The 16,058-nt window shown below is 55.3% G+C and carries 15 protein-coding genes; all 15 read right to left on the reverse strand.

The genetic code is table 11. The features are described from left to right. Positions 1 to 131: 131 nt before the first annotated feature. Complete coding sequence (gene lnt / locus BJF95_RS08615; protein ID WP_075639052.1) at positions 132 to 1,727, reverse strand: apolipoprotein N-acyltransferase; 1,596 nt, start codon at positions 1,725 to 1,727, stop codon at positions 132 to 134. 258 nt (positions 1,728 to 1,985) lie between these two features. Then, complete coding sequence (locus tag BJF95_RS08620; protein WP_075639053.1) at positions 1,986 to 3,047, reverse strand: hemolysin family protein; 1,062 nt, start codon at positions 3,045 to 3,047, stop codon at positions 1,986 to 1,988. Positions 3,048 to 3,160: 113 nt separating this feature from the next. Next, a complete protein-coding gene (ybeY, locus tag BJF95_RS08625) occupies positions 3,161 to 3,652 on the reverse strand; it encodes an rRNA maturation RNase YbeY (protein WP_075639054.1) in 492 nt (163 codons plus the stop codon). Positions 3,653 to 3,669: 17 nt separating this feature from the next. Then, positions 3,670 to 4,722, reverse strand: a complete 1,053-nt coding sequence (locus BJF95_RS08630) for a PhoH family protein (protein ID WP_075639055.1) — start codon at positions 4,720 to 4,722, stop codon at positions 3,670 to 3,672. A 39-nt stretch (positions 4,723 to 4,761) separates the two neighbouring features. Continuing rightward, the gene (gene miaB / locus BJF95_RS08635) at positions 4,762 to 6,177 is read right to left on the reverse strand and encodes a tRNA (N6-isopentenyl adenosine(37)-C2)-methylthiotransferase MiaB (protein ID WP_075639056.1); all 1,416 of its coding nucleotides are present in this window, start codon (positions 6,175 to 6,177) and stop codon (positions 4,762 to 4,764) included. A gap of 64 nt (positions 6,178 to 6,241) precedes the next feature. Beyond that, complete coding sequence (gene olsA / locus BJF95_RS08640) at positions 6,242 to 7,039, reverse strand: lyso-ornithine lipid O-acyltransferase (RefSeq protein WP_075639342.1); 798 nt, start codon at positions 7,037 to 7,039, stop codon at positions 6,242 to 6,244. 25 nt (positions 7,040 to 7,064) lie between these two features. Further along, on the reverse strand, positions 7,065 to 7,493 hold the full coding sequence (locus BJF95_RS08645) for a Fur family transcriptional regulator (protein ID WP_075639057.1): 429 nt from the start codon (positions 7,491 to 7,493) through the stop codon (positions 7,065 to 7,067). Between the two features lie 38 nt (positions 7,494 to 7,531). Continuing rightward, positions 7,532 to 8,029 (reverse strand): GNAT family N-acetyltransferase, encoded by a 498-nt coding sequence (locus BJF95_RS08650; protein WP_075639058.1) that lies wholly within the window; start codon positions 8,027 to 8,029, stop codon positions 7,532 to 7,534. After that, on the reverse strand, positions 8,022 to 8,708 hold the full coding sequence (tsaB, locus tag BJF95_RS08655; protein ID WP_075639059.1) for a tRNA (adenosine(37)-N6)-threonylcarbamoyltransferase complex dimerization subunit type 1 TsaB: 687 nt from the start codon (positions 8,706 to 8,708) through the stop codon (positions 8,022 to 8,024). The genes BJF95_RS08650 and tsaB overlap by 8 nt, the downstream gene beginning before the upstream one ends. A gap of 61 nt (positions 8,709 to 8,769) precedes the next feature. After that, positions 8,770 to 9,333, reverse strand: coding sequence for a NifU family protein (locus tag BJF95_RS08660; RefSeq protein WP_075639060.1), 564 nt, complete (start codon positions 9,331 to 9,333; stop codon positions 8,770 to 8,772). A 136-nt stretch (positions 9,334 to 9,469) separates the two neighbouring features. Continuing rightward, positions 9,470 to 9,961 carry a universal stress protein gene (locus tag BJF95_RS08665; RefSeq protein ID WP_075639343.1) on the reverse strand — a complete coding sequence of 164 codons (492 nt, stop codon included), beginning with the start codon at positions 9,959 to 9,961 and terminating at the stop codon, positions 9,470 to 9,472. A gap of 105 nt (positions 9,962 to 10,066) precedes the next feature. Then, positions 10,067 to 11,131 carry a tryptophan--tRNA ligase gene (gene trpS, locus BJF95_RS08670; protein ID WP_075639061.1) on the reverse strand — a complete coding sequence of 355 codons (1,065 nt, stop codon included), beginning with the start codon at positions 11,129 to 11,131 and terminating at the stop codon, positions 10,067 to 10,069. A gap of 124 nt (positions 11,132 to 11,255) precedes the next feature. Beyond that, the gene (locus BJF95_RS08675; protein WP_075639062.1) at positions 11,256 to 11,657 is read right to left on the reverse strand and encodes a VOC family protein; all 402 of its coding nucleotides are present in this window, start codon (positions 11,655 to 11,657) and stop codon (positions 11,256 to 11,258) included. Further along, positions 11,647 to 13,230 (reverse strand): murein biosynthesis integral membrane protein MurJ, encoded by a 1,584-nt coding sequence (gene murJ / locus BJF95_RS08680; protein ID WP_075639063.1) that lies wholly within the window; start codon positions 13,228 to 13,230, stop codon positions 11,647 to 11,649. Before murJ ends, BJF95_RS08675 begins: the two co-directional genes overlap by 11 nt. A 1-nt stretch (position 13,231) precedes the next feature. Then, positions 13,232 to 16,057, reverse strand: coding sequence for a [protein-PII] uridylyltransferase (locus BJF95_RS08685; RefSeq protein WP_075639344.1), 2,826 nt, complete (start codon positions 16,055 to 16,057; stop codon positions 13,232 to 13,234). Between the last annotated feature and the right edge of the window lies 1 nt (position 16,058).

Consider the following 16,058-nt stretch of genomic DNA (forward strand, 5'->3'; position numbering starts at 1 on the left):
AAGGCTGATATCGGTCATAACCCGTAGTGCTTGCAACTTTCTGGAACGTTACGTTGTGCCTTTCGGAACTTCAAGCAAGGAATTTCAGACGCCATCAAGCAAACACACTATGCATTTTTAGGGGTTTTTGGTCAATTCCCCCTCGAAATAAAACTTAAACGCGAAAATACACCCACAGATAATAACAAAACAGTTACCAGCCAAAAGTTGTATTTGACTGGAAATCTCGCTTGTTTTTCAGAAATTGAAAAATCCAAGGTTGCATCTTCTGCGCCTTCTGCGTTTAATCGCAAACCCGAAACAACGTTTCCATGCGGATCAATTGTGGCAGAAATGCCATTATTGGCGACTCGAATGACGGGCAGTCCGGTCTCGACAGCGCGCAATCTTGCCTGCTGAAAATGCTGATAAGGCCCCGGTGAATTTCCAAACCAGGCATCATTGGTGACGTTGACAATCGCATTGGCACCCAGCAGTCCCGCGGTCATTTCATCGGGAAAAATGATCTCGTAACAGATCAGCGGATAGAGCTTCAAACCATCCGGCAGGGTCAACAGGGTTCGCTTTGCGCCGGGCGAAAACCCGCCCGGGAGATCGACCACATTGGTGATTCCGAGCTTTGAGAGAGCGTCCTCAAATGGAACATACTCCCCAAATGGCACAAGGTGCACTTTGTCAGCCGCCGCAACAATCTGCCCTGTGCTGTCGATAACGTAGATGGAATTGTAATATCGGGGGGCAAGTCCAGCACCCTGATCTTCAGAGCGCACTGTGCCGGTGATCAGCAATTGGCCGGGTTTCAGCGTATTGGCAATCTGGCGCAACGCATCCGGGTTTTGCGTCAGAATAAACGGAATGGTGGTTTCAGGCCAGACAATGATATCCGGTTGCTTATGGCCCGGCTGCGGTGGCTGGGCTGTCAGGCGCAAATGTTTTTCAAAGATTGCGATCCGGTCATCGTCATTCATCTTGGAAGCCTGATCAATATTCGGCTGCACCAGACGCACGGTGAGTTGCTTATCGCTCTCCCCCGTCCCCATCGGTTGCGACAGACGATAGGCCCCATAGCCGAGATGCAGCGCCGCCAGCACGCCCGCGACAGAAAGACCAAGCACGGCACCACGCCGGGTGCCAAGCAGGGCTGGTGCGGCAAACACGAACACAGCAAGGGCCGACACGCCAAATAGACCAACGACTGCCGCAGACTGCATCATCAAGGGTACAGGCATGGCCGCATAACCAATGGCATTCCATGGAAAGCCGGTTGCCACAAAGCTGCGCAGCCATTCCACCAGCCCAAAGGCCGCCGCCAGTACCGCGATGCGGCCAACGCCTTCAGACCACAGCAGCCGCGCGCCCGCGCAGGCCAAGCCATAAAAGAGCGCCAGAACAGCTGGAAGCCCCAAAACTGCCAGCGGCAAAGCCCAGGCGAATTCATCGGCCTCGACCATCAAGGCATTGCCAATCCACCACAGGCCGGCGACGAAATAGCCAAGGCCAAACAGCCACCCAATGAAAAAGGCTTGCCGCAGACCACGCGACCACCGCTTGCCCGGATCGCCACTGGTGCCATCCAAAAGCCAGACCAGCACCGGAAAGGAGAGAAAGGCGGGTGCAAAAAAATCGACTGGCGGCAAGGCCAATGCGCAAACAGCGCCCGAAACCACGGCCAAAGCGGCGCGACGCCACCCGTCCAGCAGCATTATTCTCGCGGCAATCCGCTCCATGCAGTCATCCCTTTGTGTCTCAAACAGTCTTTCGCCGTGGTTGCAATGGAACGCACAGTTTTCTCATGCTCTGTACTGACGGCGAGCATGGTCACAGAGCCAATTGTGGCCTACAGCACTTTTAATCTGCCGCATAATTTCTTCAATCCATTCCGATTTCAGAAATTATGCTGCAGCGAATCACGCAATAAGGCGGCAGTTTTTCAAAAAACCACCGCCTTGTCGTTACAACACTCTGAGAGAAGTCAGATTTATAGCCTAATGCTCTGAAATCGCGTCAACTGGCTCTTTATTCCGATCGCGCTCTGCCGCTGTCTGCTCTTGTATGCGCTTGGCAATCGGTGCCATGCGGGTGATGCGCACCCGCTTCACACGCCGTGGATCGGCATCGAGAATGTGCAGCTCAAAGCCTTCAACCGCCTGAACCACCTCGCCGCGCTGCGGCACGCGGCCAATGGCCGCCGAAATCAGACCACCCAAGGTGTCAACCTCGTCGATTTCCTCGCTGACATCAAAATCAGGGCCAACGACTTCGGCGATTTCTTCCAGCTCGATGCGGGCATCGGCTAAGAACACGTCATCGGACACGCGCGTGACCAGCGCCTCTTCCTTGTCGTGCTCATCATCAATGTCACCAACGACCATTTCTACGATGTCTTCATGAGACACCAGACCATCGGTGCCGCCATGCTCATCAATCACCACGGCCATCTGGGTTCTGGCCGCCTGCATGCGGGCCAGCAAATCAGACGCCTGCATGGCCGATGGCACAAACAGGATAGAGCGGATGATACCCGCCTCTTCAATGGTGACGCCCAGATCGACGCAGGCCAGATCCAACCCGTTACCGTTGAGCGCTTTCAGAGTAATGTAGGACAGCAGGTCGCGGATATGCACCATGCCGCGCGGATCATCCAGCGTTTCGTGGTAGACCGGCATGCGCGAATGGCCAGTTTGCTGAAACAGCGTCATCAACGCGCCAATGGAAATGCTGAGATCAACGGCCTTGATGTCAGAGCGCGGGATCATCACGTCTTCGACGCGCACTTCGCGAAAGCTCAAGATGTTTTGAAGCATGGCCCGCTCATCGGGCGAGAAGGCCTGGTCAGGCCCTTGGTCCGACATCAGCGCATCGGTGATGTCTTCGCGCAGGCTCGCTCTATACGCGGGCCTCAATATACGGGCAGCGCGCGCCCAGAAAGACGAATGCGGCTTGTGGGCCGCGGGACTTCGCTGGGAACTACTAGATCCCTCTTCCGAGGAGGAGCTGTCCTGCTCCTTTGTGGCCTCCGAGGCCGGTCGTGTCGAAAAGTCGCTCATTTTACCATTCTATCAAACGGGCGTGATGCCCTTATAGCGTTCCGCATCAAACACGACGCAGAACCATTTTAATCGCTGAATAATCCATCTTATATCACACAGGATGTCAGAAATTATACAGCATAGGGGTCAGATAGACCGAGACTGGCCAAAATGCGAGTCTCCAGCCCTTCCATCTGCTCTGCCTCTTCATCATTCATGTGATCATACCCGAAAAGGTGCAAAAATCCATGCACCATCAAATGCGTCAGATGATCGTTAAAACTTTTGCCCAGATCAAGCGCTTCGCGCTCTACCGTTTCACGAGCAATAATAATATCGCCCAGCATCGGGCCTGGCCTATCTCCAGGCACAATGGGATAGGCCGGAAAGGACAAGACATTGGTGGGCTTGTCCTGCTTGCGCCATTCGGCATTGATGCCGCGAATATCGTCGTCATTGGTGAAAACCAGCGAAAGCTCGGTTGGCATGGGCGGAAACGGCTGACCTTCGGCTGCAATAAACTCCGCAGCTTGGGTCAAAATCCGCTCACTCATGGTCTCCAGCACATCTTCCGCTGGCCAGCCGTCATCTTCGACGGCAATTTGTATGTCTAGTTTTTGCATCAATGCCAGAGCCGGGTTTAGCCAGCCTGCTCACTTTCTGTCTGTTGCGTATATTGGGCGTCATATGCCTTGACGATGCGACCAACAAGAGGATGGCGCACAACATCGACATCCTTGAAACGCACAAAGGACACGCCTTCAACGCCTTGCAAAATGCGCAATGCCTCAACCAGCCCCGATGTGACCCCACGCGGCAAATCCACCTGGCTTGGGTCGCCGGTGATGATCATGCGGGCATTTTCACCAAGACGGGTCAAAAACATTTTCATCTGCATGGAGGTGGTATTTTGCGCCTCATCGAGAATAACCGCAGCATTGGCCAGCGTGCGACCCCGCATAAAGGCCAGTGGGGCAATTTCGATGACGCCTGCGGTAATGGCGCGCTCCACCTTGTCACCCGGCATCATGTCGTAAAGCGCATCATAGAGTGGGCGCAGATAAGGGTCGACCTTTTCCTTGAGATCGCCCGGCAAGAAGCCCAACCGTTCGCCCGCTTCCACAGCCGGTCGCGACAGGATGATGCGATCAACAGCACCGCGCTCCAACAATTGCGCTGCCTGCGCCACCGCCAGATAGGTTTTGCCGGTACCGGCCGGGCCAACGCCAAACACCAGTTCCGAGCGCTCCAGCGCCCGCATATAGGCATCCTGCGTCGGGGTTCTGGCCACGATGGTTTTCTTGCGCGTCGAAATCTGCGCCATGGTCAGCTTGGATTTGCGCTCCAACGTTGGCAGACTGAGCTGATCATCGGCGGCCACTGCCATGCGGATGGCCCCTTCGACATCGGAGGCCTCGACTGATCCGCCGCTTTGAATTTTAGCGTAGAGAAAATCCAGTGCACGGCGGGCCTGATTGGTGGCCATCAACTCGCCAGTGATGGAGACTGAATTGCCGCGGGCGCTGGCTTGGATGGCCAACCGCTGTTCCAGCAATTTCAGATTTTGATCGAACTGACCGAACAGCTCACTGGCATGTCGGTTGTTCTCGAACGTCAGTATAAAGTGATTGGCGTCGGTCGCAGCGGTTTTGGTGTTGCGCGAGGGTGAGGTTACCACTTCTGATGCGTTCAAGCGAGGAAGCTCCCGTTGATCTGAGATGAGACCCTCACTCTAACCCTCTGCCACCTCGGCAAACAAGCTGTTTGGGCCGACATCCGTGATTCGTACCTGAATAATGTCACCTATCTGCGATGTTTTTGCATCAACATTTACAGACTGAAGCCAGGGAGAACGACCGATAATTTGCCCCGGCATGCGGCCCGGCTTTTCCAACAACAGATCAATGGTCTTGCCCACCAGCGAGCGGGCAAAGTCATGCTGTTGTTTTAACAGCAATTCTTGCAACCTTGCGAGGCGCTCACTCTTCACATCCTCGTCTACATGGTCTGGCAAATCGGCACCGGGTGTTCCGGGACGCGACGAATATTTGAACGAAAAAGCCTGTGCATAGCCAACAGTTTCCACCAGTTTCATGGTGTCTTCAAAGTCGGCATCGGTCTCGCCGGGAAAACCGACGATAAAATCACCCGACAGGGCGATGTCTGGACGGGCGCTGCGGATGCGCTCAATCAGGGCGATATAGTCGGCTGCCTTGTGGCGGCGGTTCATGGCTTTGAGGATACGATCTGAGCCAGACTGGATCGGCAGGTGCAGATAAGGCATCAAGGTGCGCAGATCGCGATGGGCCTCGATCAGCCGGTCATCCATATCGCGCGGGTGACTGGTGGTGTAGCGCAGCCGCGCCAAGCCATCGATGTCTGCAAGCTTATAGAGTAGATCACCCAGACCCATTTCGCGCCCATCTGGGCCTTCGCCATGCCATGCATTGACGTTTTGGCCCAAGAGAGTGATTTCACGCACGCCGCTCTCGACCAGACGCCTGGCCTCGGTGATCAATTGCGACAAAGGCCGCGACACTTCCGAGCCACGGGTATAAGGCACCACACAGAAGGTACAGAATTTATCGCAGCCTTCCTGCACGGTCAAAAAGGCCGTGACCGCTCTTTTTCTGCCGGGGGTCTTGGTGGGATCGGGCAAATGCTCGAATTTGTCTTCCACCGCATATTCGGTATCAACAACCCGCTTGCCCAACCGCGCCTGTTTCAGCGCATTCGGCAGGCGGTGATAGGTTTGCGGCCCGACCACCACATCTACGCCCGGCTCACGGCGGACAATCTCCGCCCCTTCTGCTTGCGCAACACAACCGGCAACGCCAATCATGAATTCCTCACCCTTGGCATGGCGCAGCTTTTTCATCTCGCGCAAGCGGCCCAGAGCGGAGTAGACCTTATCGGCGGCCTTTTCACGGATATGGCAGGTATTGAGCAGCACAAGGCTGGCCTCTTCCACATTCTCGGTCTGCACATAGCCATCGGCTGACAGCGCATCCGCCATGCGGGTGCTGTCGTAAACATTCATCTGACAGCCATAGGTCTTGATGAACACTTTGCGGCTATTATGGCCGGGTTCAATCGCAACTGTGAGCGGCTCTGCCGATGGGATGGGGCTCTGGATATCTTGGGTCATGGCCGCTCTTTAGTGCTTTTTGCGGCCAGATTAAACCGAAAAATCGCAAAGGCCGCACAAGGCGCTATTCTATCTGGCGATCCAGCAGTTTTGAAGCCAGCATGCGGCGAATTTCGGCCTCCACTTTGGCGCTCACCTGCTTGCGATTGGAGCCTGCACGATATTCCACCGGCTCGCCAAAACAAATGTCCACTTCCAGCGCCATCGCCCGCATAATGCCCATCAAATGCGGCACCAGTGTCACATCGCCGGGCCAGCTGACAATCGGGCGGTGATAACGCCCCATGGGCATGCCGTGATAGCCGGTATAGGCAATGGCCACTGGCTGGATATACACCACACCATCCGGAGCCAGCGGCAAAGCCATCGCGGCTGCGCCAAACAGCGAGGATTTGATCGGCAGCAGACGATTGCCATCCGATGTGGTGCCTTCGGGAAACAGCACCACAATTTCCCCATCGGCCATGCGCTCGGCAATGTCATTGGCCTGATTGCCGGTGGACCGTTTTTCCTCGCGGCGCACAAACACGCTTTTCTGCAGCTTGGCCAGCGTGCCAAAAATCGGCCAGTCGGCCACTTCCATCTTGGCAATGAACACCATGTCGTCAATGGAGCTCAGCGCCAGAATGTCAGACCAGGACGTATGGTTGGAGGCCAGCATCAGCGGGCGTTTGCGCAAAGGTGCGCCATGCACTCGCACTTTCAGGCCCAGCACAAGGCAGGCAAAGCGATGCCAATACCGTGGCAACACACGGCGCAGCTTCCAATCAAACTTCAGCCCGATCAATTGAAAGGGCAGCATGATGAAGGTGACCACCACCAAAAGGAATAGGAAAAAATACGTCCTGATCTTGATAATCACATCCGGCCCATCTGGCTGCACATCATCACTCTTCGCCCTTCTTCAACGGTACGCCGTAAAGCTCCAGCCGGTGATCAACAAGGGTAAACCCGTGCTCTCGGGCAATCTTCTCTTGCAGCGCCTCGATTTCGGGGGAGCGAAACTCGATCACCACCCCATGCTTCAGGTCAATCAGGTGATCGTGGTGCTCTTCGGGCACGGTTTCATAGCGCGAGCGGCCATCGCGAAAATCGTGGCGGGCAATGATTCCGGCATCTTCAAACAGTTTGACGGTGCGATAGACGGTCGAGATGGAAATTTTCGAATCCACCGCAGAGGAGCGATGATAAAGCTCCTCCACGTCTGGATGGTCCTCAGACTCTTGCAAAATACGGGCAATAATCTTGCGCTGCTCGGTCATCCGCATGCCGCGCTCTGCGCAAAGCTCTTCCAGCGTTTTTGGCGTCTCGGTCATGGTGCCTTGAAAATCTCGTCATCGCTCTCATGAGCCAATTAACGAAGATCACGCTGCATGACAAGCGCCGAGCTGCGATGGCCCTTGGCATCCGCGTAATAGGCGGGGCGCTCGCCCACCTTGTCAAAGCCAAGTTTGCGGTAAAGCCCGATGGCCGAAAGATTGCCATCGTCCACTTCCAAAAACATGGTTTCGCCGCCTCTGGCGCGGGCTTCACGCATGGCCGCCTGCATCAACCGCCAGCCAAGACCGCAACGCGCCGCCTTGTCGTGGACTGCAATGGTGAGAATTTCTGCTTCGCCCGCCACTTCGCGCGCCAAGACAAAACCGCTCAATTGCGGCTTGAACATCAGCGCATTGGTCTGGCGCACCACAAAACCAAAACTATTGGGCTGGAGCAAAAGGCTGACGAATTCGCCATCATTCCAAGGCCGTGCAAACCGCTGGCCATGCAGCTCTGCCACATCATGGCAATCGTCACTGCCCATGGCGACAATTTCAAATTCCGCTTTTCTGGAAAACAGTGTTTCAAGCATGGGCGTCTACCCTTGCAACAGCAAAGCCGGTTTGCGGCTTGGCATCCGGCCCACGCAAATAAAGCGGCTTTGGCTTGCCCAAAACCTCAGCCACGGCCCCAAGCCTTGCAACATGCTCTATCGGAAAACGATCCATTGCACTCTCCTCCGGCAAAAGATCCTTGTGTCCCTGTGGCAACAGATGACGCCCTGATCCTGCAACTCCTCCCACACCCGCTGCCATCTGTAGAAAATCACTGACAGACACCAGAGCGGGCGCATCCACAGTCTCACCACCGGCACCAAACCTCTGGGTATAGACCTCGTCGCGCTTGGCATCCATGGCGGCAAGAACCTCCCCGTTCCTGCCCTCCGTTTCCTCTCGATAGGCTAATGCCAGAACGCTCAGTGTCGAGATGCCAACGACATCAATTCCCAGTGCCAATGCCAAACCGCGCGCCGCCGCAAGGCCGACGCGAATGCCGGTAAATGACCCCGGCCCTATGGTAACAGCAATGCGATGAAGATCCGGTAAAGCCTTGTCGGCTTTGGCCAAAACTTCATCCACCATGGCCATCAGCTTTTCCGCATGGCCCTTACCAATCACCTCTGACACCTCAGAGAGAATGCGATCCTGATCACTGTCGTAAACGGCTGTCGCACAGGCAGCCCCTGCCGTATCGATCGCAAGAACGATCATCTTCGCACCTGTGTTTCTGCTCGCGTCTTTACGCTGTCGTGTGTTCTGAAGAAGCCGCGCGTCAGACCGCTTCGACTTCCTGCACTTCCGGGATGAAATGGCGCAACAGGTTCTGCACACCATGCTTGAGCGTTGCTGTGGATGACGGGCAGCCAGCGCAAGACCCCTTCATGTTCAAAAACACCTTGCCATCTCGAAAACCACGGAAGGTGATGTCGCCGCCGTCCTGGGCGACTGCCGGGCGCACGCGGGTTTCCAGCAGTTCCTTAATGGTGGCAACGATGGTCTCGTCACCCTCTTCGAAAAATTCACCGTCAGGGTCATCGGCGAGATTTGCGCCGCCATTGCCCATGATCGGCGCGCCGCTCATGAAATGCTCCATGATAGAGCCGAGAATGGCGGGTTTCAGATGCGGCCACTCGGCATTGTCCTTGGTGACGGTGATAAAATCATAGCCGAAAAACACGCTTGTGACGCCAGGCACCGAAAACAGACGCGCAGCCAAGGGTGAGCTTTGCGCCGCCTCTCCATCCCGAAACTCTGCCGTGCCATTTTCCATGACCACCTTACCGGGCAGAAACTTCAATGTGGCTGGATTGGGTGTGGATTCGGTCTGGATGAACATGGGTTGCTCCTTCGGGACCAGCACAAGCGCCGGTCCACTTTTAGAATTCTTCCAAAATAAGCCTAGCAGACGCAGGCTTCAAGCACTGTTTCAAAAAACTTGTGCTGAAAATACAGGTTTCAGCACAATGCGCGTTTTAACAGAGTGCGTCTATTTCCTCATTGGTCAGATTATCTGGCAAAACGGTGACGGGAATGGCAAAGGCTTGCGTGCGGGCTGCAATCATCGAGACCAGCGGACCCGGACCATCCTTGGCAGAGCCCGCGGCCAGCACCAGAATGGCAATATCGCGATCGTCTTCAATCACACTCAGAATTTCGTCAGCGGCATTGCCTTCACGAATGACAATTTCCGGCTCGATGCCAATGGTTTCGCGCACGGTCTGCGCTGATTTTGCCATCACAGCTTCTGCCGCTTCTCTGGCCTCAGTGCGCATGATTTCTTCCACGCCCAGCCATTGCTGGAAGTCACCCTCTGGAATCACATAGAGCAAGACCAGTCCGCCATTGGAATTTTTAGCGCGCCGGCCAGCATAATGCACGGCCCTTGAGCATTCCGGCGTATCGTCAATCACCGCCAGAAACTTTCGGCGGTGTCCATCAAGACGCGAAAGACGCTTTGAAACCATGGTTTCCCCTGTCTGCCATGCCGGAGTTTCCAGCGATCCACAATCTTGACAAATGACAATGAGGTCTTTCGCCCTCATTGTCATCCTCATTATGACGCACGCAGCTTAGCGCACGAAGCCAAGAATGTCGCGAACTTCCGTCATGGTTTTTTCAGCGCGCACTCTGGCCCGCTCGCCACCATCGCGCAGCACGGCATCGATATGGCCGGGGTCAGCCACCAAGCGGCGCATTTCATCGGTGATCGGGGCCAAAACAGCAACCGCCAAATCCACCAGAGCCGGTTTGAAAACCGAAAACTGCTGACCGCCAAACTCGGCCAGCACGTCGGCCTTGGTCTTGTCGGCAAGGGCTGCATAAATACCCACCAGATTGTCGGCTTCCGGGCGCCCCTTCAAGCCATCAACCTCGCTTGGCAAGGCATCGGGATCGGTCTTGGCCTTGCGGATCTTTTTGGAAATCGTTTCCGAATCATCCATCAGGTTGATGCGCGACAGATCCGAGGGATCCGACTTCGACATTTTCTTGGTGCCGTCTTTCAGGCTCATCACCCGCGGAGCCGGGCCATCAATCATCGGCTCCACCATCGGGAAATAGGCGTGCACCGGCTCGTTGCCAACCGTGATGTCAACGCCCAAACCGGTCGGGCGGATTTGCTCGGCAAAGTCCAGATTGAACTTCATGGCGATATCGCGGGTCAGTTCCAGATGCTGCTTCTGGTCATCGCCAACCGGCACGTGGGTGGCGCGGTAAACCAGAATGTCTGCGGCCATCAGGCTGGGATAGGCAAACAAGCCAAGCGATGCTTGTTCGCGGTCCTTACCCGCCTTGTCCTTGAACTGGGTCATGCGGCTCATCCAGCCCATGCGCGTCACGCAATTGAAAATCCAGGCCAGTTCGGCGTGCTGCGGCACTTGTGACTGGTTGAAAACAATATGCTTTTTCGGATCAATACCGGCTGCCAGAAAGGCGGCCGTAATCGAGCGGATCTGGCCGCGCATATCCTCATGCACCAGCTGCGCTGTCAGCGCATGCAGATCAACAACGCAATAGATGCAGTCGTTGTTGTCTTGCAGGGCGACAAACTTGCGGATGGCACCGAGGTAATTGCCCAGATGCAGATTGCCGGTTGGCTGAACGCCGGAAAAAACAAGCGGCTTGAATTCACTCATGATCGACCTCAAACAGGCTTGTGGAGGGCCTGATACCTCGTGATTTTAGGACTATACCGCCTTATGCACAGGTGCTGTGCGGGATTCAAGCGATGTTTCTGTGACCGATGGTCCTCAGAGATCATCAGCCCTTTGGTTCAATCAGATCCCAGAGATTGCCATAGAGGTCTTCAAAGACGGCAACCGTGCCATAGGGCTCAAAGCGCGGCTCTTCGTGAAAGCGCACACCCTTGGCCATAAACGCTGCATGATCACGCCTGAAATCATCGGTATGCAGAAAAAAGGCAACACGGCCTGCAACCTGATTGCCAATGGCGGCCCTTTGCGTCTCACTATCTGCTTTGGCCAGCAAAAGACCGGCACTCGTGCCGTTTGGTGCGACCACCACCCAGCGCTTGCCCTCACCCAGATCGTCATTCACCCGGCAGATAAAGCCAAGCGTGTCGCAGTAAAAGGAAAGCGCCCGATCATAATCGTCCACCATCACCGTCACGGCGGCAATGTGTTTTACCAGCTTATCCGTCATTGGCCTTCACTTTCGGTTTGCGCTTCAAATTTCGACGCAGCATGCCAAGATCCGCACCGCCTATGGCAAAGGCGAGACCAAAATACACCACCATGGCCAGAGCAATCTGTACAAACAAAGCCACGGTTTTATGCAGGAAATGCGCGCCCGGTTGCAGGTAGGGCGAGAAATATCCCGACAAGGCAATTAAAACCGCCCCCATGACCAAAGCTGATGCCAACAGGCGCAGTGCGCGTGATAGCAAAGGCCAATCCGGCTGCAAGTGCCCCCGCTTGAGCAGCATGGTAAACAGCAACACCGTGTTGATCAGCCCGGCTGCGGCTTCGGCCATGGCAATGCCGCGTTCTTGCAGGATCGGAAAGAGCGCAATCGACAGGCCCGAATTGACCACGACAGATACCCCGGTGAAGCGCATCGGTGTTTTGGTGTCTTCTCGGGCATAAAAGCCCGGTTGAAGCGCCTTGATCATCACAAAGAAGGGCAGGCCCAAGCCATACCATGCCAAAATTGCCCCAACAACGCTGGTGTTGTGCGCGGTAAAGGCTCCGCGTTCATAAAGGACACGAATAATATCGTCTGACAGAACCCAAAGGCCAACGGCGGCTGGCAGGGTTAAAAACAGCACGAATTCAATGGAGCGATTCTGAATGGTGGATGCTTCGCGCTCATGGCCCGATTTCAACGCCCGTGCCAATTCCGGCAACAACACGACACCCACCGCCACACCAACCACACCAAGCGGCAATTGATAAATACGATCGGCATATTGCAAGGCGGCAATGGCCCCTTCCTTGCTGGAGGCAATCGCCTGACCAATGACCAGATTGATCTGGGTGACGCCGCCGGTGATGGCGGCGGGAATGGCCAAAATCAGAAGGCGCTTTACATTTGGGGTGAATTTCGGCCAGCGAAAACCAAGCCTGATGCCGGCATGGCGCACGCCGATATAGACCACGAGCAATTGCAAGACACCGGCCACCAGCACCGACCACGACAGATACCAGGCCGTATCCACCGGCTCTGCACCATGATAGAGCGCATAAACCAGTGCCGAGATCATCACCAGATTGAGGAAAATCGGAGCCACGGCGGCGGCAAAAAAGTGATGCAGCGAGTTGAGCATGCCGCTGAGCATGGCGGTGAGCGACATGCACATCAGATAGGGAAACATCACCACGGCAAGGCGCACGGTGAGCGAAAACTTATCGGCATCATCAACAAAGCCGGGCGCGATAATGAACCGCACCAAAAGCGGCATGGACAATTCCATGACGATGGTGATCAGCATCAGCACCGAAAACAGAACACCAAACACTTCCTCTGAAAAGCGCTTGGCTCCGTCCAGCCCGTTTTCTTCAATCTCTTTGGAAAACAGCGGCACGAAGGCAGCATTAAACGCGCCTTCAGCAAACAAGCGGCGAAACAGATTGGGAAAGCGAAAGGCGGCGTAAAACACATCGGCCACCGGCCCGGTGCCAAGGGCGGCTGCCATGGCCGTTTCGCGGGCAAAGCCGAAAAGTCGGCTGCCCAGCGTGGCACCACCGACTGTCATAAACTTTTTGACAAGGGACATGTCAGGCGCGGGCCTTCTTCTGGGGCAAAGGTGCTTTTACATTCACCGGCGGCAAAACCCCGGAGGGCATTTTGCCTCTGGCATCTTCAGGCTGCTCATTCATGACCGCTTTGAGGCGAGATACAATGCTGGCCTGACGGTTTTCATTGGTAATTTTTTGACCAACCAGATCGGTGACGTAAAATGTATCGATCACTTTTTCGCCAAAGGTGGTGATGCGGGCCGAATGAATATCCAAAGACAGATCTGAAAACGCCGCCGTGACCTCGGCCAACAGACCGATGCGGTCGAGGCATTCCACCTCCACCACCGTGAATTTGTTGGACAGGCTGTTGGCAATCGTCACATGCGGTTTGACGGTAAAGGTCTTGCTTTTCTTCTTGGCCTTGGCGCGGGTGGCAATCACTTCTGGCAGGCGCTTTTTCCCGGCCAGAACATCTTCAATCATCTTGCTGATGGTGTTGGCACGGCGCATTTCATCTTCATCAATGTCGAATTCGCGGTTGATCAAGATGGTGTCCAGTGCACGGCCATCGGTGGTGGTGAAAATCTGCGCATCGGCAATATTGGCCCCGGCTGCCGCACAGGCTCCAGCAATTATTGACAGAAGACGCGGATGGTCAGGTGCAAGAACGGTAATTTCGGTGATGGCGTGGAAGGAATGGCTGCGCACCATGGTGGCCAGCACCTGCCCTGCCTTATCGGCTTGACGAATGAAATTGGCGTGCCGCACCTGATCTTCCAGCGATACCGTCAGCAAATAGGGCTGATAATGCAGCTTTGTGTAGGTTTTCTGGTCTTTCTGGCTCCAGCCAGACAGGGCGGCTGCCAATTGCTCGGCGGCATATTTCGCCCGTTCTTTTCGCGGGCTCTCTGAGAACCCGCCCGAGAGCAAAAGCTCGGTCTCATAATACAGCGTGCGCAGCAACTGGCCTTTCCAGCCGTTCCACACGCCGGGGCCAACGGCGCGAATATCACAGACTGTCAGCACCAGCAGCATGCGCAACCGATCCAGCGATTGCACTTTCTCGGCAAAATCGGTGATGGTCTTGCGATCGTTCAAATCGCGGGTCTGGGCCACCATCGACATCAAAAGGTGCTGCTCGATCAGCCAAACCACCAGTTCGGTCTGCTTTTCATTCAGGCCAAAACGCGGGCACAGCTTGCGCGCCACCTTGGCTCCGGCAATCGAGTGATCTTCCTGGCGCCCCTTGGCCACATCATGCAAAAGCACCGCCACAAACAGCACGGTGCGCTCTTCGATGCTCGGCATCAATTTCACCGCCAGCGGATGGATATCATCATGCTTGCCCTGATCAATCTCGGCTAGCACACCGACAGAGCGGATCAAATGCTCATCCACGGTGTAGTGATGATACATGTTGAACTGCATCATCGAAACAATACGACCAAAATCGGGGATGAACTTGCCCAACACGCCCGCCTCATTGAGCCGGATCAGCATAAGCGCGGGATCGCGTTTGGAGGTCAGAATCGACAAAAACAGCCGGTTTGCTTCTTCGTTTTCGCGAAAATCAGCATCAATCAGCGGCAAGGATCGGGTGATGGCCTTCAGCGCATCCGGATGCAGCTCCAGCGAATGCAAATCGGCCACATAGAAAAAGCGCATGATATTGATGGGATCACGGGTGAACACATCCGGTCCCGACAGCGCAATACGGCCCTTGTCTTCAATAAATTCTGGTGTTCCGGGAATGCGGCGCGGGCGATTGGCAAAGCGGCCAATCACGGCCGTCAACCCCGGTGCCGCCTTGGCTTGCTTCTCTTCAAGGCTTGCGCAGATGATGCGGGTCAGATCACCGACGTTTTTGGCCACATGAAAGTAATGCTTCATGAAGCGCTCAACCGCTGAAAGGCCGGGGCGCGCATGATAGCCAAGATTTTGAGCAATCTCCGGCTGGAGATCAAACGACAGGCGCTCTTCCGGCTTGCCGGTGGCAAAATGCATGTGGCAGCGCACAGCCCACAGGAAATCGTCGGATTTTTGAAACATCCGCCATTCCTGACGCGACAACACGCCCAGTTTGACCAGATCGGCAGGATCGGAGATGTGGTAATAGTATTTGGCAATCCAGAACAGCGTGTGCAGATCGCGAAGCGCGCCTTTGCCTTCCTTGACATTCGGCTCGACCAGATAGCGGGTATCGCCCGCCTTTCGGTGGCGCTCATCGCGCTCGGCCAGCTTGGCGGCAATGAATTCATGGGCGGTTTTTTCCACCACTTCCGTATCAAACCGCTTTTGCAACTCGCTCACCAAAAGCACCTCGCCGCAAATAAAGCGGGTTTCCAAAATGGCTGTGCGAATGGTCATATCGGTGCGCGACAGGCGGATGCATTCTTCCACCGTGCGGGTGGCATGGCCGACCTTGAAGCCAAGATCCCAGAGAATATAGAGCAAAAACTCCACCGCCTTATTGGCATTGGGGCAGGATTTTGCACTCAGCAAAAACAGCAAATCAATATCAGAACCGGGAGCCAGCGTGCTGCGACCATAGCCGCCAACGGCCGCGACCGCAAATTCCGAGGCGGTTCCCTCATAGACGGTTTCGACCACGATACGATGCACCAGCGTGATCAGCTTGTCTTGCACATCCGAAATCATCTCGGCACATTCAAGGCCGCTGCCATTGGCGATCAGATGTTGGCGCGCCGCCTCGCGACCATCCATGCTTGCCTTTTTCAAAAGCGGCAACAAAGCCGCCCGCTTGTCCAGCACCTTGCCGGTCTTTTTGACAATAGACATGCACTCCGCTTCCAATGCCTTGAAATCGGGAAGTGTCGCGTCAGGTACATCGTGCTTGGTCATC

It is taken from the genome of Rhizobium oryziradicis, assembly GCF_001939045.1.
In the GTDB taxonomy this organism is placed as follows: domain Bacteria; phylum Pseudomonadota; class Alphaproteobacteria; order Rhizobiales; family Rhizobiaceae; genus Allorhizobium; species Allorhizobium oryziradicis.